Here is a 24,538-nt window from a genome sequence, read left to right on the forward strand (position 1 = left end):
GAGTGAGTGGGTAGAGGGGTAGGAGAGTGGGTGGGGGTTCTTGCCGCTCACTCCAGGAGCCAGTTGAACAAATCCTGAATGGTGAGGGCTAAATCACTAGCGAAGGTGGGTACGGGCAAGACATCCTGGGGTCGATCAAAAACAGCCGTCTCTTGTTTAGGGCGATAGACAAAGACCGTTTGTTCATCAGGGTCGATCAGCCAGCCCACTTGAGTGCCGTGCCTGAGGCAGTGGAGAATATTTTTTGTGACCCTGGTTTGGCTTTGGTCTGGGGAGAGGATTTCAACTGTCCAGTCTGGAGCAACAGCAAAAGTATTAGCGACTTCACCATTGTCATCGCGAGGAATGCGGCTCCACGTCATTACCACCACATCTGGGACTACAGAGCGATTCCCAAATGTGCACCGCAGTTCTGGAAAAGCGCGAGCAGTGCGTTTTGGTTTTAAAGCAGTGTTAACAAATGGTACAAATTCACCCTGAATGGCACTGTGCTTTCCTTGAGGCATAGGTTTTTGAAGAATTTGTCCATCCATAAACTCACTGGCAGGTTTGGTTTCTGGTAGCTTCAGAAACTCTTCCAGAGTCAATGTTTTAGAGGAGAGTTGCACCATTTAAAACCTACAACTAGCTAATTGAAGGGTGAGCTGTTCCCATCGTAATGAGTTCTTGAATGTGCTGTTGCTCGCGCGCTTTGTCCGACGCCCTATTGGCTTTGACCCTGTCTTTGAATCGGTAGCTGGGCGTTGGGGTCGATCGATTTCACCACCCAGGTGTCTTTGCTGCCGCCGCCCTGGGAGGAGTTGACCACCAGGGAGCCGCGCTTGAGGGCGACGCGGGTGAGGCCACCGGGGTTAACGTAGATATCCTGGCCGTAGAGGATGTAGGGCCTGAGATCGACGTGGCAGCCCTCGAAGGTGTCGTCGATTAGGGTGGGTACCCGCGACAGGCAGAGGGTGGGCTGGGCAATGTAGCCTCGGGGGTTGGCGCGAATGCGATCGCTAAACTCGGCCTGCTGTTCCTCGGTAGAGTGCGGGCCGATCAGCATGCCGTAACCGCCGGAGGCGTTGGTGGCCTTCACCACCAGCTGGTCTAGGTTGTCGAGTACGTGGGCCTGCTGGGTCGCGTCTTCGCACAGGTAGGTGGGCACGTTGGGGATGATCTGATCTTCGTCGAGGTAGTAGCGGATCATCTGGGGCACGTAGGCGTAGACCAGCTTGTCGTCGGCGACGCCGGTACCAAGGGCATTGGCCAGCGCCACTCGCCCCGCCCGGTACACCTCCATTAGCCCCGGCACCCCCAGCAGCGAGTCGGGCCGAAAGGCTTTGGGGTCAATGAAGTCGTCGTCGATGCGGCGGTACATCACGTCTACCCGCTCCAGGCCTTTGGTGGTGCGCATCTTCAGGTAGCCGTCCGACACCACCAGGTCGCGACCTTCCACCAGTTCAGCCCCCATCTGCTGAGCCAAAAAGGAATGCTCAAAATAGGCCGAGTTGTACATACCGGGGGTGAGCACCGCCACCCGGGGATTGATCAGCGTCTCAGGCACCAGGCTCAGCAGGGTTTCGAGCAGCTGGCTGGCGTAGTCATCTACGGCCGCAATGTCCATGGCGGCAAACAGGTGGGGAAAGGTGTTCTTCATCACCCGCCGATTTTCCAGCACGTAGGAGACCCCGGAGGGGCAGCGCATGTTGTCTTCCAGCACGTACCAGGTGCCGTCTTTGTCGCGCACCAGGTCGGTGCCGGTGATGTGGCACCAGATATTGTTGGGCGGGTTTAGGCCCATGCAGGGCTTTAGGAAGCCCGGTGCCGACTCCACTACGTGGCGCGGAATCACGCCGTCGTTGAGAATCTTTTGGTCGTTGTAGACATCGTGAATGAAGCAGTTGATCGCGTAGATCCGCTGCTTTAGGCCTTTCTCTATCCACTCCCACTCGTGGCCGGGCACGATGCGGGGAATCACGTCGAAGGGAAAGATGCGCTCGGTACCCTGGTTGTCGCTGTAGACGTTGAAGGTGACCCCCAGCTTAAACAGGGCATTTTGCGCCGCCTGCTGCCGCTGTTGCAAATCGGCCAGAGACAAAGCATTGACCCGCTGCACGAGCAGGTCCGCCTCGGGGCGCGGCTGGCCTTGGCCTAAAAACAGCTCATCAAAAAAGTCGCCGGGGTCGTAGGCGTCAAATAGCACCAGGGATCTCCAAAAATAAGCTTCGGGTATCGAATGTATGGCTAGGCACCATAGGATTGATCATTACCGGGGAGGGTAGACCTAAGGCTGTAGTTTACGCTACGAAGTCGTTGGTCAAGCCCGCCGAATGCGCACTTCCGGGCTAGCTTTAGGATTCAATCAGCCTCAACCTGGCGGGGCCGCGCGATCGCCCAAACCGCACCAAACCCAAAGCAATCGGCAGCGGCAGCCCGGCATTTGGCCATCGCTAGCCCTGCTGGACAGCGGGGGGGCCAAATCTCAATCCACTCGCTAAAAGCGATCGCACGAGCTACCGCGCGATCGCCTAGATTCCTTAAAAACTAGCTCTCAAAACCCCAGCGGTTAGGCCAGCTGAAAGGCCGCGCCCAGCCCAGCCCCAATTTCCGCCGGGGAGAGCTTGCCGTCGTGGTCGAGGTCGAGGGCGTCGAAAACGGCGTCGGTGCCCAGCCACTCTTCTCGGGTGATAAAGCCATCGCCATCAAGGTCGTAGGCCTTGAACAGGTCGTCGCGAGCGTGGGTAATTCTCACCTCGCCCTCGGAAAGCTGAGTCAGACGGGTCGCGAGGAAATCCTCCAGCGATTCGAGGGCCTTGCTAAAGCCCTTGATGCCTTCGTCGAGCTTCTCCTTGGCCATGCGATCGCTCTCGTGCATCGATCGGAAGGTGGCCTCGTCGATAGACAGCTTTTCAATATCTAGGTTGGCGGCCTTGGCGGGATCGAGCTTGCGGGGTAGGTCGGCCTGGGTACTGTCGAGCTGGGCCAGCAGCTGGGGCGAAATGGTCAGCAGGTCACAGCCAGCCAGCTCGGTGATTTCGCCCACATTGCGGAAGCTGGCCCCCATCACCTCGGTCTTATAGCCAAACTTCTTGTAGTAGTTGTAGATCTCCGTCACCGACACCACGCCCGGATCTTCGTTGGCGGGATACTCGTCGCGGCCGGTGTCTTTCTTGTACCAGTCGAGAATGCGGCCCACGAAGGGAGAGATCAGAGTAGTGCCTGCCTCGGCACAGGCGATCGCCTGGTGAATACCAAACAGCAGGGTCAGGTTGCAGTGAATACCTTCTTTTTCTAGAATCTCAGCGGCTTTGATACCCTCCCAGGTGGAGGCAATTTTGATCAGCACTCGCTCGGGGGTAATGCCCAGCTTGTCGTACTGCGCAATGATATCGCGGGCGGTAGTGACGGTAGCCTCGGTGTCGTAGCTGAGCCGGGCGTCGACCTCGGTAGAAACGCGGCCGGGGATAATGCCCAAAATCTTGTGGCCAAAGGCCACCGCCAGACTTTTAAAGGCCAGGTTGGCGATGTCCTTATCCGACGCGCCGGGCCCCGAGTCGGCTTTAGCCTTGAGCAGGGTGTCATCCACAATGGCCTGGTACTGGGGCATCTGGGCCGCCGCCGTAATCAGTGAAGGGTTAGTGGTGGCGTCGCGGGGGGTAAATTTTTCAATGGCTTGAATGTCTCCGGTATCGGCGACAACAACGGTCATTTGCCGGAGCTGCTCTAAGAGGCTGGCCATGGGTTTCTCCTGAAAAAAAGTCGAGGGGCAAGGGGACGTCTCGTGTTGCCCACATTCTAAACAGGGGATCACAGGCGATTATTAACCCTTAATTAAAGCTACCGGGGGGTTACAAAACATTGCGTACCCCCTGAACAATTCCCAATTCCTAACGCTTTCTTAAGGGTTTGGGACAATGCGAGGCGAGCTGGGGCTGGTTTCCCAGGGCCGTCGCCCCATCTGCCCGGCTTCGGCCAGTCGTTATTGGCTGGCGGCGGCTTTAAATTGGCTGCCCCAGATGGGCCAAACCTTGGCATGATGGGAGGGATTTATCCCCTCACCTGCGCTCAAGACCCATGCTGACCGACTTTTGGCAACAGTTTACCCTGTCGACCTTTGCCTTTAGCCAATGGCGCGAAGCCAGCCTTCTGCACCGCCTGCTGGCTCCCCTGCGGCGCTGGCGACAGGGCAGCTGGCTGCTGCGCTGGGGCGATTGGATTGGCCTGGCGATCGCGATCGTGCTGTTTGCCCTGGCGCCCTACGTCTCAACCGTGCTGATTGGGGTGCTGCTGATAGCGGTGGCGGCCCTGTGGGCCTTGCTTACCCTCACCGACGATGCCGGGGCGGGGTTGTCGCCGGTGCACATTGCGGTGGCGCTCTACTGGGGCACGATGGTTCTGGCCACGGCGCTGTCGCCGGTGCGGAGGGCGGCCCTCACGGGTTTAGTTGAGCTCACCCTCAACATTGTCCTGTTCTTGCTGATCGCGCGGGTGGCGCGGCGCCCCAGAGCCAGGGGGTTGCTGATTCTGGCCTATATTTTGACTACCTTGCCGGTGTCGATCTACGGGCTGCGGCAGTACTTTTTTGGCGCGACGGCCCTGGCCACCTGGGTTGATGCCAACTCCGCAGCGGCCGATCTGACGCGGGTGTACAGCTTTTTGGGCAACCCCAACCTGCTGGCGGGCTACCTGCTGCCGGGCATCATGCTCAGCGGCGCCGCGGTTTTTGCCTGGCCCCGCTGGGGGCCGAAGGGGCTGGCGCTGCTGGCCACCCTGGTGAATACGCTGTGCCTGATTTTCACCCTCAGCCGAGGCGGCTGGATCGGCTTTTTGATCGCTGGTTTTGTGCTGATGACGCTGCTGGTGCAGTACTGGAGCCTCTGGTTTTCACCGTTTTGGAAGCGCTGGGCACTGCCGGTGCTGCTGGGCGGGGCGGCTGCGGTGGTCATCCTGGCGATTGTTTCCATCGATTCGCTGCGGGAGCGGGTGCTGAGCATCTTTGTGGGCCGGGCCGACAGCAGCAACAATTTCCGCATCAACGTGTGGGCGGCGGTGCTCGACATGATTCGCGATCGCCCCATTTTGGGCATCGGCCCCGGCCACGATGCGTTTAATGCCGTCTATCCGCTCTATCAGCGGCCGCGCTACACGGCCCTGAGCGCCTACTCCATCTTTCTAGAGGTGCTGGTGGAGGGAGGAATACTGGGGCTGCTGGCGTTTCTGTGGATGCTGCTGCTGATCTTCCACCAGGGCTGGGTGCAGCTCCAGCGGCTGCGCGAAACCCAGGATGCCCAGGGATACTGGCTGATGGGGGCGATCGCCTCGCTGATCGGCATTTTGGGCCAGGGCATTGCCGACACAGTGATGTATCGGCCCCAAATTAGCACCCTGTGGTGGATGGCGATCGCCCTGGTGGCCAGCTTCTACCCCAGCCAGGGCAAGCGCTTTTTCAAGGTCCAGCCCGATTGAGCCTCCGGCGGGGTGCTACCGAGCGATCGGGCTGGGTACGCAGCCCGGCGGGACCAACGGCTACCAGCTGAAGTCTAGGGGGCCAAGAGTCGGCCTAGTCGTTGCCCTCGGTACCGTCCCAGGTGGCGTGGGGCATGAGCTTGACCTTGCCCTTGCGGGGCAGATCTTGGCTGGTGGCCAGGGTGCCGCCGTTGAGGGCGAGGTGGGCCTTGAGGCGCTTTTTGGCCTCGGCGATGGACCCCACCCGCAGGTTGAGAATGTAGAGATAGGGCGATGGGCTTTGATCTAGCTCAGAGGCACTTTCCCAGATCCGCAGCCGAATGCCGTCGGGATCGCTAATGATTTTATAGAACAGCAGATGATCGACTGCTGGGGCATAGCGACTGAACTCGGCGGAAAACGAACTGTGCATGTCCCAACACCAAAATCAAACGACCCAACCAGCGACCTGTACCATCAGCACCTTCCTTGAGATTACCCAGGGGAGGACCTGCAATCTAAGATGTCTTTATAATTTCCTTACATTTAGGCAAAGGCCACCTGCCCGATTAGGGATAGGGGAGCGCCGCAAAATGGTCAGGATTATGCCCCGATCCCAGGTGAAAAGGCATTGCCAATAATCTGCGTCATCGGCAGTTGCCTTGGTCCAGTATCCAGTAAAGTGCGATCGCGGCTCGGGTCTTTACGGTTAAACCCAGTAAAAATGCCTAAAAATTCACACTTCCTAAAGATTAGACGAAGCGGCCCGTCGCTCCATTTCGGTCCGCAGGGCCTTGATAGTATCTACCAGACCAGCTTCAAACAGGTTGTAGAACATGGCCTTGAAGGGTCCGACATCGGCTTCTGCCCTGACCTGCTGCGAGAGCAGGCACACCAGCTCACCCCCCAGGGAGGGTGGGGCCGCGTCAATGCGCCAGTGGCCGTACATGTACTCCAAATTGCCCTCCAGCAGGCGAAAGCTAATCTGCTGACCGTGCAGCTCCAGGTTCTCGGTCAGCACCTTAGATTCCATCGTGGTGAGCAGAATGCGCCGCCGATCGACCTGTTCGACAATGGTGCGATCGCCGTCTGATTCAACAACCCGGCTTTTGACCACCGTCGGCAGGAACTTATAGAAGCTGCCGTAGTCGGTTAGCACGGCCCAGGCAGTAGCCTGGGATACGGTGGTGGCGATCATGAGGCCGTACTGCCCCTGGCCTCCCTTGACCAGTACGTTGCGCTTGGCCAGGGTTGCCCAGTCAGCCTCAGTGAGTTTGGCCAGATAGGCCTCGGCGGGCTGAACCTGACGGGATAAACGCGACATAATACCAGAGAACCAGAATGCAATAACTGTAGCGCAACCCGCAGCGGCAGCCACAGTCCCGGTTGCATTTATAGCGCGCCTAGCCCCTACCTATGCCCAGTTTCGATGCAGTTTTAACGGCCTACCAGGGGTTGCCCGCCCGGGTGCTCAGCCTGATGCTAAGCACGGTCGATGGCCAGGGCCACCCCCACGCCAGCTATGCTCCCTACGTCATCGACGACGACTACCAAATTTATATCTTTACCAGCGGCCTATCGACCCACACCCACAATTTGCAAACCACAGGCCTCGCCAGCGTGCTGCTGATTGAAGCTGAGGCCGAGGCCCCTCAGGTATTTGCCCGCCAGCGCATTACCTACGACTGCCAGGCCCAATGCCTGCCCAGAGGCACCGAGGCCTGGGACGGCGTTGCCGATCGCTTCGAGCAACGCTTTGGGGAAATTATTGCCATGCTGCGATCGCTGGAGGATTTTCAAATCTTTTGTCTCAGTCCCCAGGCGGGGCGATTTGTGATGGGGTTCGGAGCTGCCTACACCGTGGATCCCCAGAATCTAAGCCAGCTGGTGGGTCCACCCCAAACTGGCGCCGAAAACTCGCCCGGCTAGCCGTTGACCAAAATGGCAATGCCCGCCAGGGCCACCCCTGCCCCGGCGGCGGCCCGCAGGCTGACGCGATCGCCCAGGGCTACCGCCAGGGGCAGAACAAACAGCGGGCTGGTCGAAGTCAGCGCCTGGGCCACCCCTGTCGCGGCATACTTGAGCGCCATTTGCTGAAGGTAAATGGCCAGATAGGTGCCCAATACCGCTGCGATCGCCACGCCCAGCAGCAGTCGGGGCGATCGCAGCGGCCTCAGCGCTCCCGCCACCGACCCCTGGTAGCGCAAGATGCCCAGAATGATGACGCAGCCCCCCGTCAGCCGCAGCAGCGAACTCCACAGGGGATCTACCGCGGTGTCGGCCAGCGCGGCCCGTGACAACACGGCCCCCGTGGCCTGGCCCAAAGCGGCCAAAATGCCGTAGCACACACCTCGAAAGTCGACGCGGCCAGGGGTGACTCCACTGGGCACTCGCTCAGCAATGACCCACCCCACCCCAGCCAGGGTAAGACCAATGCCCAACCACGCCTGCGGGGTTAGGGTCTCCTGCAAAACAACGAGGGCCAGGAGGGCCGCCAGCGGCGTAGAAAGGGTTTCGAGCAGCAGCGCCCGCCGCGGGCCGAGCCGATTGATGGTGGCAAAGTAGGCCGTGTCGCCCAGGCCAATGCCAATCCCGCCACTCAGGGCCAAAAGGCCTGTGGTCTGACGATCTAAGCCAGCGGTATTTTGTCCCAGCAGGAGCAAAGTCAGGGTCAGCAGCACCAGCGCGATCGCTCCCTTGGCCAGGTTTAACCCCAGGGGCGGCAGGGCTTTGCCCAGCCGCCCAAACATGACCGTGGCCATCGCCCACAGCCCAGCCGCCATCAGTGCTGCCAACTCACCCTGCATAGACCGTGGGGCCAGCGTTTGCCGCCATTCCAGAAACGTTGAGTACTGCCACCATACCCGAGCGCAACAGAATCTTTACACTTCATGGCCCAGGATTTTACTGATCGGTCGCTTGACCACCGTAAAGAGAGCTAAGACAGTCTGACCAATCCTAGGAAGTGAGTTATGCGTGTCTGGGTTTTAGCATCATGCGGTGGGCTGCTGGCTTTAGCGGCCTATAGTGCTGAAAAAACTAGCTCTCCCACGCCGAGCGCAGAGTTGCCCGAAGGGGATGATTTGGCCCAGATTGAGGCTCAGGCAGGGCTGCAGGCAACCGGCTCTAGCCCCATGGCCCAGCCTGAGTTAGCCCCGTCCCAGGGGCGGCTAGATCCGTCTCGCCTCAGCCCGCGATTGGCGAGACCCTTGCCTTTGGCCAGCGGTTCGAGTGGCATTGACCAAACTCTTCCCCAGGTCGAACAGCTGCGGGAGCGAGTGCAGCGCCTGCGAGCCCAGCACGAGTCGAGGCTCTCATCCACCAAAGCTCTGGGCACGACTCCCCTGCCTGCCGCCTTCAGCCTCAGCACCCCGCCTCGCCCGGTGCCTCAAGCCGCAGTCGGCCAACCCGTCGAGGGGCCTCCTGTTTTCGCTGACGCAGCGAGTGCCACCAACTCCAGGGGCCAAGGGCCTCTGCTACAGCCCTTAGGGGAAACGACTCCGCCTACCTCGCTAGGCCCCAATATCGCGGCTCCAGAAACCGCCCCCGTGGCAGGGCTGCCAACCCCTAACGGCACCAGTAACAGCGCCAGTAGCGCCACTAACCTAGGCCCGATCGCCTCTGCCAACCTAGCGCGTAACTATCCAATTGCCCCTTCGCGGCACCAGGGCTACAGTGCCCAATCCCAGCATCCGGCCCCTCTGATTACCACGGCCTCTACCAATCAGCTAGGAGGGCTGACGGCACCAGCCTCGCCCAGGCTCTCCAGGGGGAGCGGTGCTCCGCTAGTCGCCTCATCCGAAACCTCTCCAGGGGGGATAGCGACGCAACCCTCACCGCCCCCAGCGGCGGCGGCACCAACTCAGACTGAAACCCCTGCCTCCGAAGCGGCTCTGCCCGCATCCGTAGCTCTGGGGGTGGGTGCCCATGCTCGTCCGGCGGATCCTGAGCTACCTGCGGCGACAACCCACCATCAGTCGAATGCCCCTGCTTCCCTAAGACTCACTCCCGAGCAGGTAGGAGGATTAACCTCGACGGCAGCCGTTGCCAGCCACCACAGCCGGGGGGCCGTCACCCAACCAGAAACAGCGATCGCGCTCCCCGAAAGTCTGCCCCTAAACCCAGAATCTCCCCGCCTGCATTCGCTGCCCGCCGTCGCAGCATCCTCCAGGGGCGCGATCGACAATGCTCAGGCTTTAGAACCGGAGGTTCCTCAGGCTCAGATACCCCAAGATCCAGAGCTACAGGTGGCCCAAACGCAGGCCCTAGAGCTGCGGGTGGCCCAGGCCCAGGGCCAGGGTGATGACAGTCTCTCAGGTCAGCTAAGCCAGGCCCAGCTAGACTCCCTGGGCTTTGCTGACGCCAACCCTAAACACCTTTCCGCGAGCTACTGCCGGCAATTTCAGCCCAACGCGCCCGGCCTCACCCCCGACAGCGCCAGCCAGGCTGGGAGGAACCTCGACGCCTCCCACCTTCAGCCTGCGGCCAACCCCGACCTCCGCGCTGATCTAGCAGAGACGGCTCTGGCCCTGGAGATGGGCCTGGACAAAGCTGATTCCGCTGCCGCTGCCTGCCTGGAGAAGATGGAGCCTGCGGCTATAGCCCCCAATCCAGACTCCGATCTAGAGCGAGGTGTAGCCCGCGCCCCTGGGCAAGAGCCAGCCCGCAACGTTACCCAGGCGGGGGCTGCAAACTAGCGCGACGGACTGACCTGGTGCCGATGGGCTAACCCAGGCTATGGTTTAGGCGGCTATGCTAGGGGTCCAGCATCCGTCACGCTATGCAACTTCACTGTGAGATCCGGGGCGCTGGCTTCCCCATCCTGTGCCTGCACGGACACCCTGGCTCGGCCAAAACGATGTCGGTGTTCACGGAAAGCCTGAGCGATCGCTACCAGACCCTGGCGCCCGATCTGCGGGGCTACGGCGGCAGCCGCACGCGATCGCCCTTTAACATTGAAGACAGCCTGCTGGATCTAGTAGAGCTGCTCGACGCCCAGGGCATCGAGCGCTGCCTGGTATTGGGCTGGTCGCTGGGGGGGATTCTGGCGCTGGAGCTGGCCCTGCGCCATCCGGAACGGGTGGCTGGGCTGATTTTAGTGGCGACCGCCGCCCGGCCAGTAGGGGCGCACCCACCCGTCACCTGGGTAGAGCTAGTCAACACCGGACTGGGATCAATTTTAAATGTGCTGGCCCCAGGCAATCCACTGGTTGTCAGGGGGCTGGGGCCGCGATCGCTGTACCGATACCTGCTGCGGCAGCATACGCCCCTGGCCTACCGACGGCTGGCCAGGGAAGGGGTTTGGGCCTATCTGGGCACATCGTCCCAGGCCAACCGTGCCCTCACCCGAGCGCTGGCGCGACGCTACAACCGCCTGGCCGACCTCAGCGCGATCGCCGTGCCATGCCTGGTGCTGTGCGGGGCCGAAGACTGTCATATCACCGCCCAGGCCAGCCTGGAGACGGCAGCCCATCTGCCGCTGGCCCAAAGTCGCTGCTACCCAAATACGGCCCACCTGCTGCCCTGGGAAATTCCAGAGCAAATTTTGCCTGACATCAATCACTGGCTACGACAGCAGCACCTGTAGCCAGGGGGCTGGAATTGCCTCAGACGGCGAGGGTCAGGAGCGGCCAAAGGCCGGGGCCGTAAAGCCCCCCAGGGGAGTATCCCACTCGTCGGTGATAGTCAGCTGTTCGGGAAAGCTGCACAGCTGTACCAGGGTTTGAATGTTGTGCGCCCCTTCCTGCTCTAGATCTTCGATGTAGCCACCCTTGGCAGCATGGGCCTCAGACTCACTGTCAAAGGGACCAAAGTAGTAGGTACAGGCGGGCTGGCTGGTTTTGATCTCTACCCACCAGGCTTTGTTCTGGCCCAGAATGCTGCCTAAAAGACGACCTAAAAGATTGTTCATAGATCCTGCCTATCTGCCGAGTTCCAAAGTTTTTTATGGGGTAGTCATGGCTCTAAGCCGCCCTGGGGTAGCATCGCGCCATTTTTGGTTATACTCCCTAGCTTTTGATTTTGCAAAGAGGAAATTTCCAACTGCGCCATCCATTGATGACGATAGATCTCATAGAGCGCCATGCCTGTAGCCACCGATGCATTTAGGCTGGGAACCGTTCCCCGCAGAGGAATTGACACCAGCGTGTCGCAGCTCTGCTGCACCGTCAGGCTGAGACCGCTGCCCTCGGCCCCGACGACAATAACCGTTGGGCGATCGAAGGTGGTGCGGTGCACGGGCTGGCTGGCTTCTGATGCCAAACCGTAGATCCAAAACCCTTTTTCTTTTAGGGTGTCAAGGGCGCGCTTGAGATTGACGACCCGCGCCACGGGCAGGCGCTCTAGGGCACCTGCGGCGACCTTGGCCACCGTAGAGGTCACCCCTACCGCCCGGCGCTGGGGGATCACCATGCCCTGGGCACCCAAAGCTTCGGCAGTGCGGATAATCGCCCCCAAATTGTGGGGATCGGTAATGCTGTCGGCGGCAATAATGACCGGCACCTTGGCTGCCCCAAGGGCGGTTTCAATCATCTCATCGAGGTCGTAGTAGGTATGGGCCGCGGCCTGGGCGGCAATCCCCTGGTGATTGGCCCCAGCGGTGATCTGGTTAAGCCGTTTAGTATCGACCTCATCGATGACGGCCCCACCGGCTTTGGCCTGATCAATGAGCGATAAAAATCGGGGATCGTAGCGAATGCGATCGTTAACCCACACCCGATTGAGCGGGCGTTGGGCCTGTAGCGCTGCCTCAACCGCGTGACGACCGTAGAGCAAATCGGTCTCATCCTGCGGCTCATCTGCTTCGCCTAAACCCTGGTTGATTACCCCCAGATGACGGGCATTGGTCCCCTCATAGGCGGGTTTATCACCTTGGTAGCGGGGTTTGCCGCCCTCGTAGCGGGGCTTAGCACCCTCGTAGCGGGGTTTACCGTCCCCATAGCGGGGCTTGTCGTCTTTGCCGCGAGGTTTGTCGTCCCCATAGCGAGGCTTGTCGTCTTTGTAGCGAGGTTTGTCGTCCCCATAGCGAGGCTTGTCGTCTTTGTAGCGAGGCTTAGCGCCCTCGTAGCGAGGTTTGTCGTTACCGTAGCGGGGCTTAGCACCCTCGTAGCGGGGTTTGCCGTCCCCATAGCGGGGCTTATCGTCTTTGCCGCGAGGCTTGTCGTCGCCGTAGCGGGGTTTAGCGCCTTCGTAGCGGGGTTTGCCGTCCCCATAGCGGGGCTTGCCGTCTTTGCTGCGAGGCTTAGCGCCCTCGTAGCGGGGCTTGTCGTCTTTGCCGCGAGGCTTGTCGTCGCCGTAGCGAGGCCTATCACCCTCGTAGTGGGGCTTGCCACCCTGGGAGCCTTCGGAACGCGGGCGGGGCTTTGACCCCGAGGGGCGGTTGGGGTTGCGAGAAGGCTTTGGGGACGACATGGCCACACCTGATACGGGTCAGAAACCAAAATTAAGCAGAAATCCTAGGCTAGCATGCCTTGCCCATTACCCTAGCATTCTGCTACTTGTGGCTCGCGGACTGCCGTGGAGGAAATGCCCAGGGATGTGCGCCATGGCTGGTACAGCCACCTACGGCCACTCCTCAAAACCAAGCAGCCACCCGTTGACAATACCGGGGGCGGCTCAAACACCTTTCAGTTCTGAAAAGAAGCTTAAGTTTCTAGCATCTGGTACCAGAGTAACCACATCCTCGGAATAATCCTTCACAATGGAAAATGACATGCCCATACCGGAGTGATGCCAATGCCTCACCCATCCAGCGGTACGAAGCTCGATTGTCCGGTTCATCTGGTGTTGTCGTACATTGGCAGCAAATGGGCCATTCTCATTCTGCAAGAGCTGTTTCAAGGCAGCCGTCGCACCAACGAATTTTTGGCGGCGCTGCCGGGCATCAGCACTAAAACGCTCACCGCCCGTTTGCGGGAGCTAGAAAGCTATGGCCTGGTCAAGCGCACGGTTTTCCCTGAGGTACCTCCACGGGTTGAATACTCCCTGACGGCCAAGGGACGAGAGGTGCAGCCAATTATGGCTGCACTCAATCAGGTGGGAGAGCAGTGGCTGGTACATGGCCCCTGCGATCGCCCGGCTACTCTCTACGGCCCCCGGAGCCGCTAAGATACCGGAAAGTTCAGTCATTGCTCCAGACTTCGTGGGTGAGCAGATCGCCAATGCGATCGCGCAAAAAATAGTCATTTTGCTCTAGCTCAGCCTCAATAAATGGCCACTCACGGGCAGCAATATAGCCGCACAGCGCGCAAATAGGCTGGCATCGATCTAGCGTGCCGCAGTCCACCAGCTGCTTTGCTTCGTCCCGAATCGCCTCAATGGTGTAGTGTCTTCCGGCAGGTCGCTTTGTGGTTGTAGTTGTCATGGTTGTAGCCCTCCCATAGTGGATGGCAATGAGAACATTTACTTACCACCCATATACATAGTGCAACTACTATTCTGGGGATTGAAGCAGTTGAAGCGTATCCTTACCTTTGTTTACCTAGCGCAATACTGTAGCCTGCTACACCGTTTCAGGTGCTCCTGAGGGCCGCTATGGGCCAGAAAAATTCGCCTCGGCCTCTCAATTTCTCAATCAACATCACTTGGCATTGCCAGACCGACAAGCAAACCCATAGCAGCCTGCATTGAGGCTACAATTCCGCGAGGCTGCACGGAGTGGTTAGTCTAGTGGCGCCGAGCCTAATTATGCTTCTCTAGCGAGGGTTCTGGGCCATCAGCCGCTGTACATCTTCGGCGTGGTATGAACTGCGGGTCAAGGGCGACGACACCACCTGCAAAAATCCCTTCTCCTCCCCGGCTACTCGCCAGGCATCAAACTGGGCAGGGGTCACAAACTCTGCCACCGGAAGGTGTTTCGGCCCCGGCGATAGATACTGGCCGAGCGTCAAAATATCGCAGTCTACGGCCCGCAGATCATCCATGACCTGCTGCACTTCGGCGTCAGTCTCACCGAGTCCTACCATCAGCCCCGACTTGGTATACACCCAGGGAGCCAAATCTCGGCTGCGCTTCAGCAACTCTAGGGAGCGGGCATAAACTCCCTGGGGCCGCACGCGCCGGTAGAGGCGGGGCACCGTTTCGGTGTTGTGGTTTAGAACGTGGGGACGAGAGGCCAAGATTGTCTCTAGCGCCTGCCAGTTACCGCACAGGTCAGGGATCAGCACCTCAATAGTGGTGTCTGGAGTGCTCTGTTTAATCGCCTCAATGCAGGCGACAAACTGACTGGCTCCGCCGTCGGCCAGATCGTCGCGATTGACGGAGGTAACCACGACGTGGTTAAGCCCCATGCGCCGCACCGACTCTGCCAGACGCAGGGGCTCGGTGGGGTCGAGGGGCTTGGGTTTTTTCTCAAAATCAATATCGCAGTAGGGGCAGGCCCGCGTGCAGGCAGGCCCCATAATCAAAAACGTGGCCGTACCGGCTTTAAAGCACTCCCCAATGTTGGGGCACGATGCCTCTTCGCAGACGGTGTTGAGACCCAAGTCTTGCAGAATTGCCTTGACTTGACCCACTCGTTCCCACTGGGGAGCTTTTACTCGCAACCATTCTGGTTTTACCGCCACAGTCTCAAGCCCCGGCAATACATCTGCGCCTCAATCATATCAAGCCTGGCATCCCTTGACCCTGCGGGACTAGACTATGCCCTGCGCCCAGGTTATAGCTGTAGCCAGTTTGGTTAAGACATTTCCCCAAAAACGTTCAAACGCTCGAAGGTTTTTAGATGTTCTAGCCTAAGTGACTATAGCGATAAATCCTTGGTCTAAACTGCGACCTAGAAGCCAGTCGATGGCAGTATGCTGGAGCTAGGCGAGGGTAAACAGTCACGGTCTATGGATGCGCTATCTCCCCTAAATCGCTGCTTGATGGTGCTGTGCTACACTGCCGCCGGGTTGCTGGCCACTGGTGCCTGGCAAGATCAGGTGGGTTCTCGATGGCGGTTTGAAGCCCCCTTTGAGCGAACTCGGCTGGCTCGCCTGGGCCCAGTTATGACCCAGGCGCCCGAGAACCTGATGACGGCCAACACCCGCGTGGTAATAAGCCTCAGTCGGCGGCGGCTAACCCTTTACCAAAACGACAGCGTCCTCGACGAGTTTCCCGTTGCCATTGGCCAAGACGATTGGCAGACTCCGGTAGGCCAGTTTGCTGTCCGAGATATGCGCACCGATCCTGTGTGGCAACACCCCATCACCAAAGAGGCAATTGGCCCTGGTCCCCAGAATCCCCTTGGCTCTCGCTGGATTGGCTTTTGGTTTGAGGGTCAGTATCACATTGGCATTCACGGCACTAATCAGGAAACCCTAATCGGCGAAGCGGTTTCCCACGGTTGCGTGCGGATGCTTGAAAAGGACGTTCACACGCTCTATGACCACATCAAAGTAGGTACCCCTATTCAGGTAGTACCTTAGACCTGAAGGGCGACGGGCAAATCGCTGCCCATAATGTTGAGGTCAAGATGGTGCCAGGGCTTGCCGTCGAGGGCCATTTGCTCAATTAGGCTAGCCAGTCGCAGGGCTTTGAGCGCCTGCTCGCCGCCAACGGAGGGCTTTTCGCCGCCGCGCACGCAGTTGACAAAGTGCTCAAGCTCGGCGTGAAGGGGCTCAATATTGCTGGTGTAGACTTTTTCTATTAAGCCATCCTGGCGATAGAGCACCTGACCATAGTCAGTGGAGCAGTCGGCGGTGGTCTGCCGATGAATCAAAATCTCGTTGTTGAGAAAATCGGCATCGGTAAGCGAGTTTTTGCAGTGGGCAGTAATGCTGCGAATTTTGCGGTGGGTCACTTTGCTAGAGGTGAGCGTGGCCACAATGCCGTTGCTAAAGCCCAGGGTAGCGGTGACGTAGTCTAGATAACCGGAATTAGAAGCCCGACTGCCGCTGGCAGTGAGGGTGATGACCGTTGACCCAGCTAGCTCCAGCAGCAGGTCAATGTCGTGGATCATGAGGTCAAGCACCACCGACACATCGTTGGCCCGCTGGGAGTAGGGGCTCATGCGGCGGGCTTCTAGGGCCAGTAGCTCTTCGGTTTTGAGGACTTTGTGGAGTTCTTGAAAGGCTGGATTAAAGCGCTCAATATGGCCCACTTGCAGAATGCAGTTTGTCGCCGCAGCGGTGTTGACCAAGGACTCGGCTTCGGCAATGCTGGCGGCAATGGGCTTTTCGATCAGAATGTGTACTCCAGCCTGCAAACAGGCCATGCCCACAGTGTGATGGAGCCGAGTTGGTACGGCTACACACACGGCATCAACATGCTTGAGCAGCTCCTGGTAGTCTTCAAAAAAACGAATTCTGTACTTGCCAGCGGTGTCTAATCCTCGCTCCACATTGACGTCAGAAACTCCAACTAGCTCTACGTCCTTAAATCGGCTGAGGACGCGAGTGTGGTGCTGGCCCATATTGCCTACACCAATGACGCCGACACGAATAGGTTCTGGCAAGTTTCGAGATAGGTGCATGTCTAGGGCAGATGACAACATGGGGTTTTGCACGCCTGTCCTTCCTCAAGGAGACAAAGATACGCCGACAGCTGATAGGTTGCGAACGTCAGAGCAAATGAAGAACTGAGACGGCCAGGTAAAATTACTCAGATACTATCACAATGCTTCACACTGTAAAGAATAGCGACATTCTCTAACGGAGGGACAAAGATTTTCGGTCAGACTTGGCAACTGACCCAGATTCATACCCATTTTTGAGTATTTTGCCTTTTTTTATGCTATCGATCCTCGCTTCGGCCGCTTGGTCAACTGTGGCAGTTATGCATCTGGCTAGGGAACGTGTCCCTAGAGCCGTTTAGGGCAGGGGCGCTTCATCGGAGTCGGAATGGTCTCCCGCTGAGGCATCTGGCCCGTGCTCTGGCAGCGGCACGGGGATCGATCGCACCAGAATATCTTTGAGCCTCGGACCGTCGGTCGAGAGAACGACCCATTCGCGATCGCCAAAAACAATGCGATCGCCCGCATGGGGGATTTTTTGCATCTGGTAGATCAAAAATCCTCCTAGGGTTTGGTAGTCATCGGCGTAGGGCAGCGCTAGGTTGAGGAGATCATTGACTTCTTCGAGGTCGGTATGGGCCTTAATTCGGTATGACTGATCGTCAAGGATCTGCACCAGCTGATCTTCGTCGTCATCGGGTTCGTGAATGTCACCAATAATCTCAGTGGTGAGGTCATGGAGGGTCAACAGTCCGGCTGTGCCGCCGAACTCATCGACAACGATGACCAGTTCTTGCCCGGTGCGCTGCATGGTGGCCAGCAGCTCGTGGAGAGGGGTGTACTCGGGCACAAAGCGGGCGGGCTTGACCCAGGGACGAATCGGGGTGTCAACGCTAATTTGCTGGCGGGCCAGGGGCTGCAAAAACTGCTTCAGTTCGACCATGCCCTGGATGTCGTCAAGGGAGTCTCCCGTGATTGGGTAGCGGGAATGTTCGGTGTTGGCCACCACATCAAACAATTCCCCGAAGCTAGCGCTCAGCGGAATGGCGTTGATTTGGGTGCGGGGAACCATGATTTCGCCAGCGGTGACATCCCGAAACTCGAAGACATTGTTGAGCAGTTCGCGTTCTTCGGCCTCAAGGCCAGGGGTTTCGGCGGTAGTGCGAATAATCAGCTGAAGTTCTTCGGGGGTGAGGCGGCTGTAGCTGACCTGATCGCTGTCCTGGATATTGGCCAGCCTCAGCAGCAGCCGGGTGGACTGGTTCAAAATCCAGATGAAGGGGTTGAACAGCCGGGCAATGGTGAGGCTGGGGGGACCCAAAAACCGGGCCACTTGCTCGGGGTAAAGCATGGCGACCGACTTAGGGCACAGCTCCCCCAGCACGATCTGCAGGTACGCAACCAGGAAGAAGGCCAGGGGAATGGCCAGCGCGTGGGCCAGCGCCTCGCTCTGGGCGGCGCTCAGGGGGGTTTGGGTAATCCAAAAGGCCAGGGTGACGGCCATCGTGCTTTCGCCCACCCACCCCAGAGCCAGGCTAGACAGCGTAATGCCTAGCTGGGTGGTCGAGAGCAGGCGGTTAAGGCTGCGCTGCAGCTGCTGGACGGTCTTGGCCTGCACATCCCCTTCAGAGACCAGCTGGCTAATGCGCGATCGCCGCACCGACACCATGGAAAATTCCGCTGCCACAAAAAAGGCATTGATGCCAATCAGCAGCAGCACCGCCAGGAGTCGAGACGCGATCGCGGTGGCGGGCAGCTCTTCGGGAATAACGACGGTCAATATACAGGGTAAAACGCCCATGGTCCAGTGCCTAACAGCTACTGGCCGCCGCCGCTAGTGCGAGCCTTCACCTGCTGCAAAATTTCGGCTTCGTTGACCAGAGTGATATCTCCGTGGCTGGCTGAGCCCGGTTCGCGGGCCACGGGCGAACCGCTGCTGGGGCGAGTTTCTGGCTGGCGTACCCCGGTCAGCGCTTGACGACCCAGGGTAAATCCCCACGATGCGCTGACCACCCCCGAGCCAATCATGAGCGAGAGCAAAATTAACGTAAACGCTACGGCAGGGTTCATGGCAGGGGCAAACGTGGATAGCTTAGCAGTCTGAAATGCAGCGGGCAGAAAACCAGAAGCCGAAAATGCTTTTGCTGGTCTCGGATTGAAACAGCCTCAGCTTTAGACTAATTATAAAGTTTAAGCCTCAAACAAAATTTAAGATTAGGGTTTAGACCTGCGCATACAATAGAAAATGCCTTATCGTTTACCGATGGCTTATCGTTTACCGATAGATAGTATCCCAGGGTTGGCCGAGCGGATTAGGCAGCGAACTCATAATTCGCCTCAGGCAGGTTCAACTCCTGCACCCTGGATTGTCAGCAGCCTGACGGCTGAAGCTGGGAGCCTAGAGTAGAACCTGCCTCTGCCGGAAAAGGGCTAAAACGACGATTCAAAAACGAACTCAGACCCAACGTAGGGAGCGCTGCTGGTGGGCATGGTGAGTAGGCTGCTGCTATAGGGGGTGGCTAGATCTGGCACCCGGATGGTGGGATCGGAGGTGTTTTGTAGGGCCATAATGTCTCTCACCGCAGCGGCAGTGGCGTTGCTGTCCCACTCGAGGGAGCGCTCGGGGAAGTCGAGGCCAAGGATTCGCTTGCCCTGACGGACAATGCCCCGGTTTCTAAAGAAGTCGCCGGAGTAGTTGGTGACCAAATCGTCCATGGCGGCGGGGATAGTCTGGGGTGTTGTATCCTGAGCGTGCCCTGCCGGGGCGGCAACGGCCGCCATCGCCAGCAGCGCCAGCGTTAGACCAGAAATATGATTTAATTGAATGCCCATGGCCAAGCCTCCTCAACTCAGTGAATTGGTGCGGTTCCGGCGGTACTCGTCTCTGCCCTAAACCCATGCCTGGAGCCAAAAATACCCCCGGCCTGCACAAAACTATGCCGAACCGATCACCCGGTGCATGTCCTTTATAGCGCGATCGCAGAAAACTGGAGCATTTTTAAGGAATTAACCGCCCATGGAAGAGCTTTTGCTGGATACCCCTACCCCTAGCCTGCTAGCCCTGCCAACCCACGATCTGCGATCGCCCCTGCTGGATTTGTTTTGTCGCGGAGCCTACCAGGAGGGCGACTTCGTGCTCACCTCCGGCCAGCGCAGCACCTACTACATCAACGGCAAGCTGGTCACGCTGCACCCCCAAGGAGCGCTGCTGGTGGGGCGGCTGCTGCTCGATCTGGTGCCCGCCGACACCCTGGCGGTGGCCGGGCTGACTTTGGGGGCCGACCCGCTGGTAACAGCGGTGAGCCTGGTCGGTGTCTACTGTGAGCGCAATCTGTTTCCGCTGATCATTCGCAAAGAGGCCAAGGGGCACGGCACCCGCGCCTACATTGAGGGCGTTACCCTGGCGCCGGGCAGCAGTATAACCGTACTCGAAGACGTAGTCACCACCGGACAGTCGGCCCTGAAAGCCGTCGATCGCCTTCAGGCAGCTGGGTACCAGGTCAACCAAATTTTGGCCCTGGTCGATCGCCAGCAGGGCGGGGCCGAACTCTACCAGAGCCACAATCTGCCCTTCAAAGCCCTGTTCACCATCCAGGATATTCAGGCCCACTGGGCCACCCTCAACCCCGTCTAATGTCTGCCCTGCCTCGCCCCGCCATCGGCTTTGTGCCAACCCCCGCTGACGCCTGCTCCGCCATGCTAGAGCTGGCGGAGCTAAAGGCCGCCGACGTGGTCTACGACCTGGGCTGTGGCGACGGTCGCCTGCTCATTCAGGCGGCGGTAGATTACGGCGCTAGCGGCGTCGGTATTGATGTGGATGCCCGGCTGCTGGAGGTGGCCCTGGCCCAGGCCCAGGCTGCGGGGGTCAGCGATCGCCTCACCTTTCGCCAAGAGAACCTGTTTGAATGCGAGATAGCCGCCGCTACCGTCGTATTTATCTACCTGCTGCCCCACCTGAATCTGCGGCTGCGATCGCGCCTGCAAGCCCAGCTGCGCTCCGGCAGTCGCGTTGTTTCCCACATGTTCGACATGGGCGACTGGCGACCCGACCTTACCCTTCGCCTCCAGCCCTCGGAGGAAGACTCCGTGCTCTACCTCTGGCGCATTCCCTGACCTCATGCCCTCACTAAAAAAGGAACGTTCCGACGTTCGAACGCTGGCTCTGCGAAATGTCCTAACCTACCCGTTGGCGTAGGCCTGCGTAGACGTCTACCTAGCCTATCGCTGGCTTGCGGCCAATCCAGTACTTACTCATGAAGTGGACCTGGTTACCAATGGCCTCAAAGCCCGCTTCCGACAGCCGCAGGTTGAGGTCGTCGGTGGTGTAGTGGCGGTAGTAGGGCTCGTGGAACATCGCCGTAAAGTTATCCATTGCCACCTCAAACTCAGGGGAATCGAGCCGCTGAATTGAATCGCACAGAACGACGGTACCGCCCGGCTTTATCACCCGGTACATCTCATTGATGGCATTTTGCCGGGCCACCCCTGGCAATTCGTGGAACAAAAACACACTCACTACCCCGTCGAAGTAGTTGTCTACAAAGGGCAGGCTTTCGCCGTTGGCCTGAATCAGCTGGGGCAGCACCCCAGGCTTTGCCGCCAGGGTTTCATTGGCTTTACGCAGGTAAGTTGGGGACAGGTCTACGCCGTACAGCGACACCTTGGGCAGGGCATCGCGCAGCATGCTGAGGGTGCGCCCCGTGCCGCAGGCTACATCCAGTACCTTAGCGCCAGAGGCTGCACCCACCTCGGCTAGTCCCTGCTTCAGCGGAGCCAGGACTCGGCGCCGCATGGGGTCAGCGGTGCCGTTAAAGAGAATCTCTACCTGGAGGTCGTAGAGATTTGCCGACATCTCGCTCAGGTAGCCGTTGGTTTGGTGATGAAAATTTTGTAGGTAATACTTGGGGTAGCCTGCGGTGTCTATATCGTGGGTAAAGGCGTGGTAGTCGCGGCTATTTAGGCGATTCCAAATATTGGGCAAGTCCAGGCAGACCAGTGGGTAGAACCGAAAGAAGTCATCCCAGGGATTGTCAAACAGGAGTTCTTTGGGATAAACCCCTGCCTCTGCCTCCTGCCAGTCTAGCTCCAGCAGGGCGTTCATGCGCCGCTGAAGAAGCTGAAGAGCCTCTAAATCTAAGGGCTTGGTGTGGATATGCTTAGGCGGATTGACAGCCTGCATAACCCGGGTGCTAACGGTTTTATGGGCTAACCCAAAGTAGCTTTTGCCCTGCTGCAAGGCTTGGTAGGCCAGTTTTGTAATGGTGTCAGGCATACAACCAACGGATGAATTAATTGCTGAGCACAAAATATTGGCTCAATGTGAATGATTGTAACGAAGTTTTGGGCAAAGTGGGATCTGCCCGACGATTGGAAGTCTTGCCCAACGGGAGATATAGGGGTTTAGCGCGATCGCATCTAGCTAGCGATCGCGGCGAATTTGCTGGACAAACTCGTCGATGTCGCTGAGCAATGCGGCCTGGGACAAACTGGTTTGCTCGCCAGAGCCCAGCCATTTAACCTGCACCGTGCCCTGGGCCGCTTCGTCGTCACCCACAATTAGGCAGGCGGCGGCGCCGCTGCGATCGGCCCGCTTAAACTGCTTGCCGAAGGCCGAACCACTGAGGTCTAGCTCCACCGCCAGCCCGTGATGGCGCAGTTTCTGGGCCAGCTGAAGGGCGTTGGCCTCGGCCAGTTCGCCTCGCGACACCAGGTAGAGGTCAGGGGCGACCGCGCGCGGCTGCTGAAGAGTTTCGAGCAGCAGGGTTAGGCGCTCTAGGCCAATTGCCCAGCCCACCGCTGGCGTCGCCGCACCGCCCAGTTCCTCAACCAGGCCGTCGTAGCGACCGCCGCCGCACACCGTCGCCTGGGCACCCAAGTCCTGCGACTGAATCTCAAAGGCCGTGTGGGTGTAGTAGTCGAGTCCCCGCACCAGCCGGGGGTTGAGCTCAAAGGCAATACCCAGGGCGCTGAGCTGGGCCAGGACCCGATCGAAGTGGCGCTTTGAGTCTGGCCCCAGATAATCTAAAATGCTGGGCGCGGCGGCGGTAATAGCCTGGGTCTTTTCATCTTTGCTATCGAGAATGCGGAGCGGGTTCCGGCTGAGGCGATCGCGTGAATCCGCATCCAGATCTGCGGCGAAGGGGCTCAGATAATCCACCAGAGCCTCGCGGTAGCGGGCGCGATCGCTCCTATCCCCCACCGAATTGAGAAAAAAGGTCAGGTTTTTGAGCCCCAAGGCCTGCAAGATGTCCGTGGCCAGGGCAATCACCTCCACATCGGCGCGGGGGTCGGCGCTGCCCAGCACCTCGACCCCCAGCTGGTGAAACTGCCGCTGGCGCCCTTTCTGGGGACGCTCGTAGCGAAACATGGGGCCGGTGTACCAGAGCCGCTGCACGCCGCCCAGAGCATCGAGCCTGTGCTGGACGTAGGCCCGCACCACCCCGGCGGTGCCCTCGGGGCGCAGCGTACAGCCGCGATCGCCCTTATCCTTAAAGCTGTACATCTCCTTACCCACCACATCGGTGGCTTCGCCAATTCCCCGCTCAAACAGGGTGGTAGCCTCAAAGGTGGGCGTGCGAATTTCGCGGTAGGCGGCCCGGCCTAAAATATCGCGCGCCGTAGCCTCCACCCACTGCCAGGTGAGGATGTCGGCCACCTTGAGATCCTGGCCCACAAACTGCGCCTTGGGCAAGATATCTTCGGTTCCAGGCAGAGATTGAATCGGCTCCATAGCTGAATGGGGGCTCTCAAGGATAAATACAGGACACCCATCATAACCTGCGGTGAGCCTGGGACCAGCGCCCTAGGCCTCTTGGCCCTCGACCTTGGCCTCTGGCAGCAGGCAGCAGTTGACCTCATCGATGCAGACCTTGCCCGACTGCAATGCCCAGCGAAACAAAGCCACCCGGTTGCCCGTCGCCGTCTTGGTCAGAATATTGCTGATATGGTTGTCGACGGTGCGTTTGCTGATCTCTAGCTTTTCAGAAATTTCCTGGTTGGTTAACCCCGATGCCACTAGCTCAACGATCTGTAGCTCCCGGTCGGAAAGACTTCCCTGGCCGGGCACCGGAGATATATCATCGCTTGCCATGGCGGTCTGTTCCCTTTGTCATTATGTATTTATGCTTATATCTACCCCTACTATAGGCGATCTGGTTTCGGCTGAGCCTCTGGGCAGCATTCTGGGCTATTTCGCGCTGGGCTACAGGCCGATCATGGCGGCTGTCTATAGGTTGTGGACCTGGCTGACCACGGCATTCGACCGGCGCAGCCGGTGGCGCGGCGGCCTGATTGGCCTAGGCCTGGGCACCCTGCTTTGGCTGGGGCCTGCGGGGGCGGCGATCGCTGCCCCCGCAGCGTTTGCTCAGGCCGACCCTACGCCACTGACGCCCCTCGCCGCCCCCGATGCCAACGACATACCGTCCGAGACGGTCAGCCGTTTTGTCAAGGCCTACATTGCCGTAGTCAAGCTAATTGAGTCGCGCGAACTCAGCCTACAGCGGACCGAAACCGAAACCGAGTCGCGGCAAATGCAGCAGGAGATTCAGGCGGCCGCCCTGGAGCTAATTCAAGCCAACGGACTCACGCTGTCGGCCTACTGGGAATTGCTGGGGTTAGCCAACAGTGACCCTGAGTTTCGCGATCGCGTTCTGGCCCAAGTCGATGAGGCTAACCTCTAGA

The 24,538-nt window shown here is 59.0% G+C and carries 26 protein-coding genes and 1 tRNA gene; 10 read left to right on the top strand and 17 right to left on the bottom strand.

Annotated features, from left to right (window positions below; genetic code table 11):
• Positions 1 to 47: 47 nt before the first annotated feature.
• The 3 genes from LEPTO7104_RS0109930 to LEPTO7104_RS0109945 form a co-directional block, all read right to left on the bottom strand.
• Positions 48 to 611 (bottom strand): Uma2 family endonuclease, encoded by a 564-nt coding sequence (locus LEPTO7104_RS0109930; RefSeq protein ID WP_026072546.1) that lies wholly within the window; start codon positions 609 to 611, stop codon positions 48 to 50.
• 92 nt (positions 612 to 703) lie between these two features.
• Entirely contained in the window at positions 704 to 2,185 is a 1,482-nt protein-coding gene (locus tag LEPTO7104_RS0109935; protein ID WP_017298423.1) for a circularly permuted type 2 ATP-grasp protein, read from the bottom strand.
• Between the two features lie 363 nt (positions 2,186 to 2,548).
• On the bottom strand, positions 2,549 to 3,721 hold the full coding sequence (locus LEPTO7104_RS0109945) for a transaldolase (RefSeq protein WP_017298425.1): 1,173 nt from the start codon (positions 3,719 to 3,721) through the stop codon (positions 2,549 to 2,551).
• A 335-nt stretch (positions 3,722 to 4,056) separates the two neighbouring features.
• Here LEPTO7104_RS0109945 and LEPTO7104_RS0109955 point away from each other — a divergent pair, with 335 nt between their 5' ends.
• Positions 4,057 to 5,448 (top strand): IctB family putative bicarbonate transporter, encoded by a 1,392-nt coding sequence (locus LEPTO7104_RS0109955; RefSeq protein ID WP_017298427.1) that lies wholly within the window; start codon positions 4,057 to 4,059, stop codon positions 5,446 to 5,448.
• Between the two features lie 94 nt (positions 5,449 to 5,542).
• On the opposite strand, the gene LEPTO7104_RS0109960 is transcribed toward LEPTO7104_RS0109955, so the two are convergent.
• A complete protein-coding gene (locus LEPTO7104_RS0109960) occupies positions 5,543 to 5,860 on the bottom strand; it encodes a hypothetical protein (protein WP_017298428.1) in 318 nt (105 codons plus the stop codon).
• Between the two features lie 312 nt (positions 5,861 to 6,172).
• A complete protein-coding gene (locus tag LEPTO7104_RS33375) occupies positions 6,173 to 6,751 on the bottom strand; it encodes an SRPBCC family protein (RefSeq protein WP_017298429.1) in 579 nt (192 codons plus the stop codon).
• A 92-nt stretch (positions 6,752 to 6,843) separates the two neighbouring features.
• Between LEPTO7104_RS33375 and LEPTO7104_RS0109970 the strand changes: the two genes are divergently transcribed.
• Entirely contained in the window at positions 6,844 to 7,356 is a 513-nt protein-coding gene (locus LEPTO7104_RS0109970; protein WP_017298430.1) for a HugZ family pyridoxamine 5'-phosphate oxidase, read from the top strand.
• Here the strand turns inward: LEPTO7104_RS0109970 and LEPTO7104_RS0109975 are convergent.
• Positions 7,353 to 8,234: a DMT family transporter gene (locus tag LEPTO7104_RS0109975; RefSeq protein ID WP_017298431.1), complete on the bottom strand. Its 882-nt coding sequence runs from the start codon at positions 8,232 to 8,234 to the stop codon at positions 7,353 to 7,355. The two genes, LEPTO7104_RS0109970 and LEPTO7104_RS0109975, sit on opposite strands and share 4 nt — an antisense overlap.
• A 165-nt stretch (positions 8,235 to 8,399) precedes the next feature.
• On the opposite strand from LEPTO7104_RS0109975, the gene LEPTO7104_RS0109980 reads away from it, so the two are divergent.
• A complete protein-coding gene (locus LEPTO7104_RS0109980; RefSeq protein WP_017298432.1) occupies positions 8,400 to 10,124 on the top strand; it encodes a hypothetical protein in 1,725 nt (574 codons plus the stop codon).
• 83 nt (positions 10,125 to 10,207) lie between these two features.
• Positions 10,208 to 11,014, top strand: a complete 807-nt coding sequence (locus LEPTO7104_RS0109985) for an alpha/beta fold hydrolase (RefSeq protein WP_026072547.1) — start codon at positions 10,208 to 10,210, stop codon at positions 11,012 to 11,014.
• A 33-nt stretch (positions 11,015 to 11,047) separates the two neighbouring features.
• Here the strand turns inward: LEPTO7104_RS0109985 and LEPTO7104_RS0109990 are convergent, their stop codons facing one another.
• Together LEPTO7104_RS0109990 and rlmB are read right to left on the bottom strand one after the other, a co-directional pair.
• Positions 11,048 to 11,338, bottom strand: coding sequence for a DUF1816 domain-containing protein (locus LEPTO7104_RS0109990; RefSeq protein ID WP_017298434.1), 291 nt, complete (start codon positions 11,336 to 11,338; stop codon positions 11,048 to 11,050).
• A 44-nt stretch (positions 11,339 to 11,382) separates the two neighbouring features.
• On the bottom strand, positions 11,383 to 12,837 hold the full coding sequence (rlmB, locus tag LEPTO7104_RS33380) for a 23S rRNA (guanosine(2251)-2'-O)-methyltransferase RlmB (RefSeq protein WP_017298435.1): 1,455 nt from the start codon (positions 12,835 to 12,837) through the stop codon (positions 11,383 to 11,385).
• 324 nt (positions 12,838 to 13,161) lie between these two features.
• On the opposite strand from rlmB, the gene LEPTO7104_RS33385 reads away from it, so the two are divergent.
• Complete coding sequence (locus LEPTO7104_RS33385; RefSeq protein ID WP_083887044.1) at positions 13,162 to 13,533, top strand: winged helix-turn-helix transcriptional regulator; 372 nt, start codon at positions 13,162 to 13,164, stop codon at positions 13,531 to 13,533.
• Between the two features lie 13 nt (positions 13,534 to 13,546).
• On the opposite strand, the gene LEPTO7104_RS0110005 is transcribed toward LEPTO7104_RS33385, so the two are convergent.
• Positions 13,547 to 13,789, bottom strand: coding sequence for a DUF4327 family protein (locus LEPTO7104_RS0110005; protein WP_017298437.1), 243 nt, complete (start codon positions 13,787 to 13,789; stop codon positions 13,547 to 13,549).
• Between the two features lie 331 nt (positions 13,790 to 14,120).
• Positions 14,121 to 14,990 carry a lipoyl synthase gene (lipA, locus tag LEPTO7104_RS0110010; protein WP_026072548.1) on the bottom strand — a complete coding sequence of 290 codons (870 nt, stop codon included), beginning with the start codon at positions 14,988 to 14,990 and terminating at the stop codon, positions 14,121 to 14,123.
• 267 nt (positions 14,991 to 15,257) lie between these two features.
• Between lipA and LEPTO7104_RS0110015 the strand changes: the two genes are divergently transcribed.
• The gene (locus LEPTO7104_RS0110015; RefSeq protein ID WP_017298439.1) at positions 15,258 to 15,833 is read left to right on the top strand and encodes a L,D-transpeptidase; all 576 of its coding nucleotides are present in this window, start codon (positions 15,258 to 15,260) and stop codon (positions 15,831 to 15,833) included.
• Here LEPTO7104_RS0110015 and LEPTO7104_RS0110020 read toward each other — a convergent pair.
• The 3 genes from LEPTO7104_RS0110020 to LEPTO7104_RS0110030 all read right to left on the bottom strand — a co-directional run bounded on the left by LEPTO7104_RS0110020 (position 15,830) and on the right by LEPTO7104_RS0110030 (position 18,928).
• The gene (locus LEPTO7104_RS0110020; protein ID WP_017298440.1) at positions 15,830 to 16,879 is read right to left on the bottom strand and encodes a Gfo/Idh/MocA family oxidoreductase; all 1,050 of its coding nucleotides are present in this window, start codon (positions 16,877 to 16,879) and stop codon (positions 15,830 to 15,832) included. The two genes, LEPTO7104_RS0110015 and LEPTO7104_RS0110020, sit on opposite strands and share 4 nt — an antisense overlap.
• Positions 16,880 to 17,216: 337 nt before the next feature.
• Complete coding sequence (locus LEPTO7104_RS0110025; protein ID WP_051158489.1) at positions 17,217 to 18,659, bottom strand: hemolysin family protein; 1,443 nt, start codon at positions 18,657 to 18,659, stop codon at positions 17,217 to 17,219.
• 17 nt (positions 18,660 to 18,676) lie between these two features.
• A complete protein-coding gene (locus LEPTO7104_RS0110030) occupies positions 18,677 to 18,928 on the bottom strand; it encodes a hypothetical protein (RefSeq protein WP_017298442.1) in 252 nt (83 codons plus the stop codon).
• 223 nt (positions 18,929 to 19,151) lie between these two features.
• On the opposite strand from LEPTO7104_RS0110030, the gene LEPTO7104_RS0110035 reads away from it, so the two are divergent.
• Positions 19,152 to 19,224 (top strand) — tRNA-Ile (locus tag LEPTO7104_RS0110035).
• A gap of 64 nt (positions 19,225 to 19,288) precedes the next feature.
• On the opposite strand, the gene LEPTO7104_RS33390 is transcribed toward LEPTO7104_RS0110035, so the two are convergent.
• Positions 19,289 to 19,690: a hypothetical protein gene (locus tag LEPTO7104_RS33390; protein ID WP_017298443.1), complete on the bottom strand. Its 402-nt coding sequence runs from the start codon at positions 19,688 to 19,690 to the stop codon at positions 19,289 to 19,291.
• 184 nt (positions 19,691 to 19,874) lie between these two features.
• Here LEPTO7104_RS33390 and pyrE point away from each other — a divergent pair, with 184 nt between their 5' ends.
• Together pyrE and LEPTO7104_RS0110050 are read left to right on the top strand one after the other, a co-directional pair.
• Complete coding sequence (gene pyrE, locus LEPTO7104_RS0110045; RefSeq protein ID WP_017298444.1) at positions 19,875 to 20,492, top strand: orotate phosphoribosyltransferase; 618 nt, start codon at positions 19,875 to 19,877, stop codon at positions 20,490 to 20,492.
• Positions 20,492 to 20,971 carry an SAM-dependent methyltransferase gene (locus tag LEPTO7104_RS0110050; protein WP_017298445.1) on the top strand — a complete coding sequence of 160 codons (480 nt, stop codon included), beginning with the start codon at positions 20,492 to 20,494 and terminating at the stop codon, positions 20,969 to 20,971. Before pyrE ends, LEPTO7104_RS0110050 begins: the two co-directional genes overlap by 1 nt.
• 100 nt (positions 20,972 to 21,071) lie before the next feature.
• Here the strand turns inward: LEPTO7104_RS0110050 and LEPTO7104_RS0110055 are convergent, their stop codons facing one another.
• The 3 genes from LEPTO7104_RS0110055 to pedR all read right to left on the bottom strand — a co-directional run bounded on the left by LEPTO7104_RS0110055 (position 21,072) and on the right by pedR (position 23,948).
• A complete protein-coding gene (locus LEPTO7104_RS0110055; protein ID WP_017298446.1) occupies positions 21,072 to 22,130 on the bottom strand; it encodes a class I SAM-dependent methyltransferase in 1,059 nt (352 codons plus the stop codon).
• Positions 22,131 to 22,277: 147 nt separating this feature from the next.
• Positions 22,278 to 23,588 (bottom strand): histidine--tRNA ligase, encoded by a 1,311-nt coding sequence (gene hisS, locus LEPTO7104_RS0110060; RefSeq protein WP_017298447.1) that lies wholly within the window; start codon positions 23,586 to 23,588, stop codon positions 22,278 to 22,280.
• Between the two features lie 72 nt (positions 23,589 to 23,660).
• Positions 23,661 to 23,948: a photosynthetic electron transport-dependent transcriptional regulator PedR gene (pedR, locus tag LEPTO7104_RS0110065; protein ID WP_017298448.1), complete on the bottom strand. Its 288-nt coding sequence runs from the start codon at positions 23,946 to 23,948 to the stop codon at positions 23,661 to 23,663.
• Positions 23,949 to 23,979: 31 nt separating this feature from the next.
• Here pedR and LEPTO7104_RS0110070 point away from each other — a divergent pair, with 31 nt between their 5' ends.
• Positions 23,980 to 24,537: a DUF4168 domain-containing protein gene (locus LEPTO7104_RS0110070; RefSeq protein WP_017298449.1), complete on the top strand. Its 558-nt coding sequence runs from the start codon at positions 23,980 to 23,982 to the stop codon at positions 24,535 to 24,537.
• Position 24,538: the final 1 nt, after the last annotated feature.

The organism is Nodosilinea nodulosa PCC 7104 (assembly GCF_000309385.1).
GTDB lineage: Bacteria > Cyanobacteriota > Cyanobacteriia > Phormidesmidales > Phormidesmidaceae > Nodosilinea > Nodosilinea nodulosa.

Excerpts from the sequence above, each read along its gene's own strand:
- LEPTO7104_RS33390 (WP_017298443.1), bottom strand. The coding sequence starts at position 19,690 with ATGGGCATTCAATTAAATCATATTTCTGGTCTAACGCTGGCGCTGCTG.
- LEPTO7104_RS0109930 (WP_026072546.1), bottom strand. The coding sequence starts at position 611 with ATGGTGCAACTCTCCTCTAAAACATTGACTCTGGAAGAGTTTCTGAAG.
- LEPTO7104_RS0110050 (WP_017298445.1), top strand. The coding sequence starts at position 20,492 with ATGTCTGCCCTGCCTCGCCCCGCCATCGGCTTTGTGCCAACCCCCGCT.
- pyrE (WP_017298444.1), top strand. The coding sequence starts at position 19,875 with ATGGAAGAGCTTTTGCTGGATACCCCTACCCCTAGCCTGCTAGCCCTG.
- LEPTO7104_RS0110005 (WP_017298437.1), bottom strand. The coding sequence starts at position 13,789 with ATGACAACTACAACCACAAAGCGACCTGCCGGAAGACACTACACCATT.
- LEPTO7104_RS0109970 (WP_017298430.1), top strand. The coding sequence starts at position 6,844 with ATGCCCAGTTTCGATGCAGTTTTAACGGCCTACCAGGGGTTGCCCGCC.
- LEPTO7104_RS0109945 (WP_017298425.1), bottom strand. The coding sequence starts at position 3,721 with ATGGCCAGCCTCTTAGAGCAGCTCCGGCAAATGACCGTTGTTGTCGCC.
- LEPTO7104_RS0110015 (WP_017298439.1), top strand. The coding sequence starts at position 15,258 with ATGGATGCGCTATCTCCCCTAAATCGCTGCTTGATGGTGCTGTGCTAC.
- LEPTO7104_RS0110020 (WP_017298440.1), bottom strand. The coding sequence starts at position 16,879 with ATGCACCTATCTCGAAACTTGCCAGAACCTATTCGTGTCGGCGTCATT.
- pedR (WP_017298448.1), bottom strand. The coding sequence starts at position 23,948 with ATGGCAAGCGATGATATATCTCCGGTGCCCGGCCAGGGAAGTCTTTCC.
- LEPTO7104_RS0110030 (WP_017298442.1), bottom strand. The coding sequence starts at position 18,928 with ATGAACCCTGCCGTAGCGTTTACGTTAATTTTGCTCTCGCTCATGATT.
- LEPTO7104_RS0109960 (WP_017298428.1), bottom strand. The coding sequence starts at position 5,860 with ATGCACAGTTCGTTTTCCGCCGAGTTCAGTCGCTATGCCCCAGCAGTC.
- LEPTO7104_RS0109980 (WP_017298432.1), top strand. The coding sequence starts at position 8,400 with ATGCGTGTCTGGGTTTTAGCATCATGCGGTGGGCTGCTGGCTTTAGCG.
- LEPTO7104_RS0110055 (WP_017298446.1), bottom strand. The coding sequence starts at position 22,130 with ATGCCTGACACCATTACAAAACTGGCCTACCAAGCCTTGCAGCAGGGC.
- LEPTO7104_RS0110025 (WP_051158489.1), bottom strand. The coding sequence starts at position 18,659 with ATGGGCGTTTTACCCTGTATATTGACCGTCGTTATTCCCGAAGAGCTG.
- LEPTO7104_RS0109990 (WP_017298434.1), bottom strand. The coding sequence starts at position 11,338 with ATGAACAATCTTTTAGGTCGTCTTTTAGGCAGCATTCTGGGCCAGAAC.
- LEPTO7104_RS0110070 (WP_017298449.1), top strand. The coding sequence starts at position 23,980 with ATGCTTATATCTACCCCTACTATAGGCGATCTGGTTTCGGCTGAGCCT.
- rlmB (WP_017298435.1), bottom strand. The coding sequence starts at position 12,837 with ATGTCGTCCCCAAAGCCTTCTCGCAACCCCAACCGCCCCTCGGGGTCA.
- hisS (WP_017298447.1), bottom strand. The coding sequence starts at position 23,588 with ATGGAGCCGATTCAATCTCTGCCTGGAACCGAAGATATCTTGCCCAAG.
- LEPTO7104_RS0109955 (WP_017298427.1), top strand. The coding sequence starts at position 4,057 with ATGCTGACCGACTTTTGGCAACAGTTTACCCTGTCGACCTTTGCCTTT.
- LEPTO7104_RS0109985 (WP_026072547.1), top strand. The coding sequence starts at position 10,208 with ATGCAACTTCACTGTGAGATCCGGGGCGCTGGCTTCCCCATCCTGTGC.
- LEPTO7104_RS33375 (WP_017298429.1), bottom strand. The coding sequence starts at position 6,751 with ATGTCGCGTTTATCCCGTCAGGTTCAGCCCGCCGAGGCCTATCTGGCC.
- LEPTO7104_RS33385 (WP_083887044.1), top strand. The coding sequence starts at position 13,162 with ATGCCTCACCCATCCAGCGGTACGAAGCTCGATTGTCCGGTTCATCTG.
- LEPTO7104_RS0109975 (WP_017298431.1), bottom strand. The coding sequence starts at position 8,234 with ATGCAGGGTGAGTTGGCAGCACTGATGGCGGCTGGGCTGTGGGCGATG.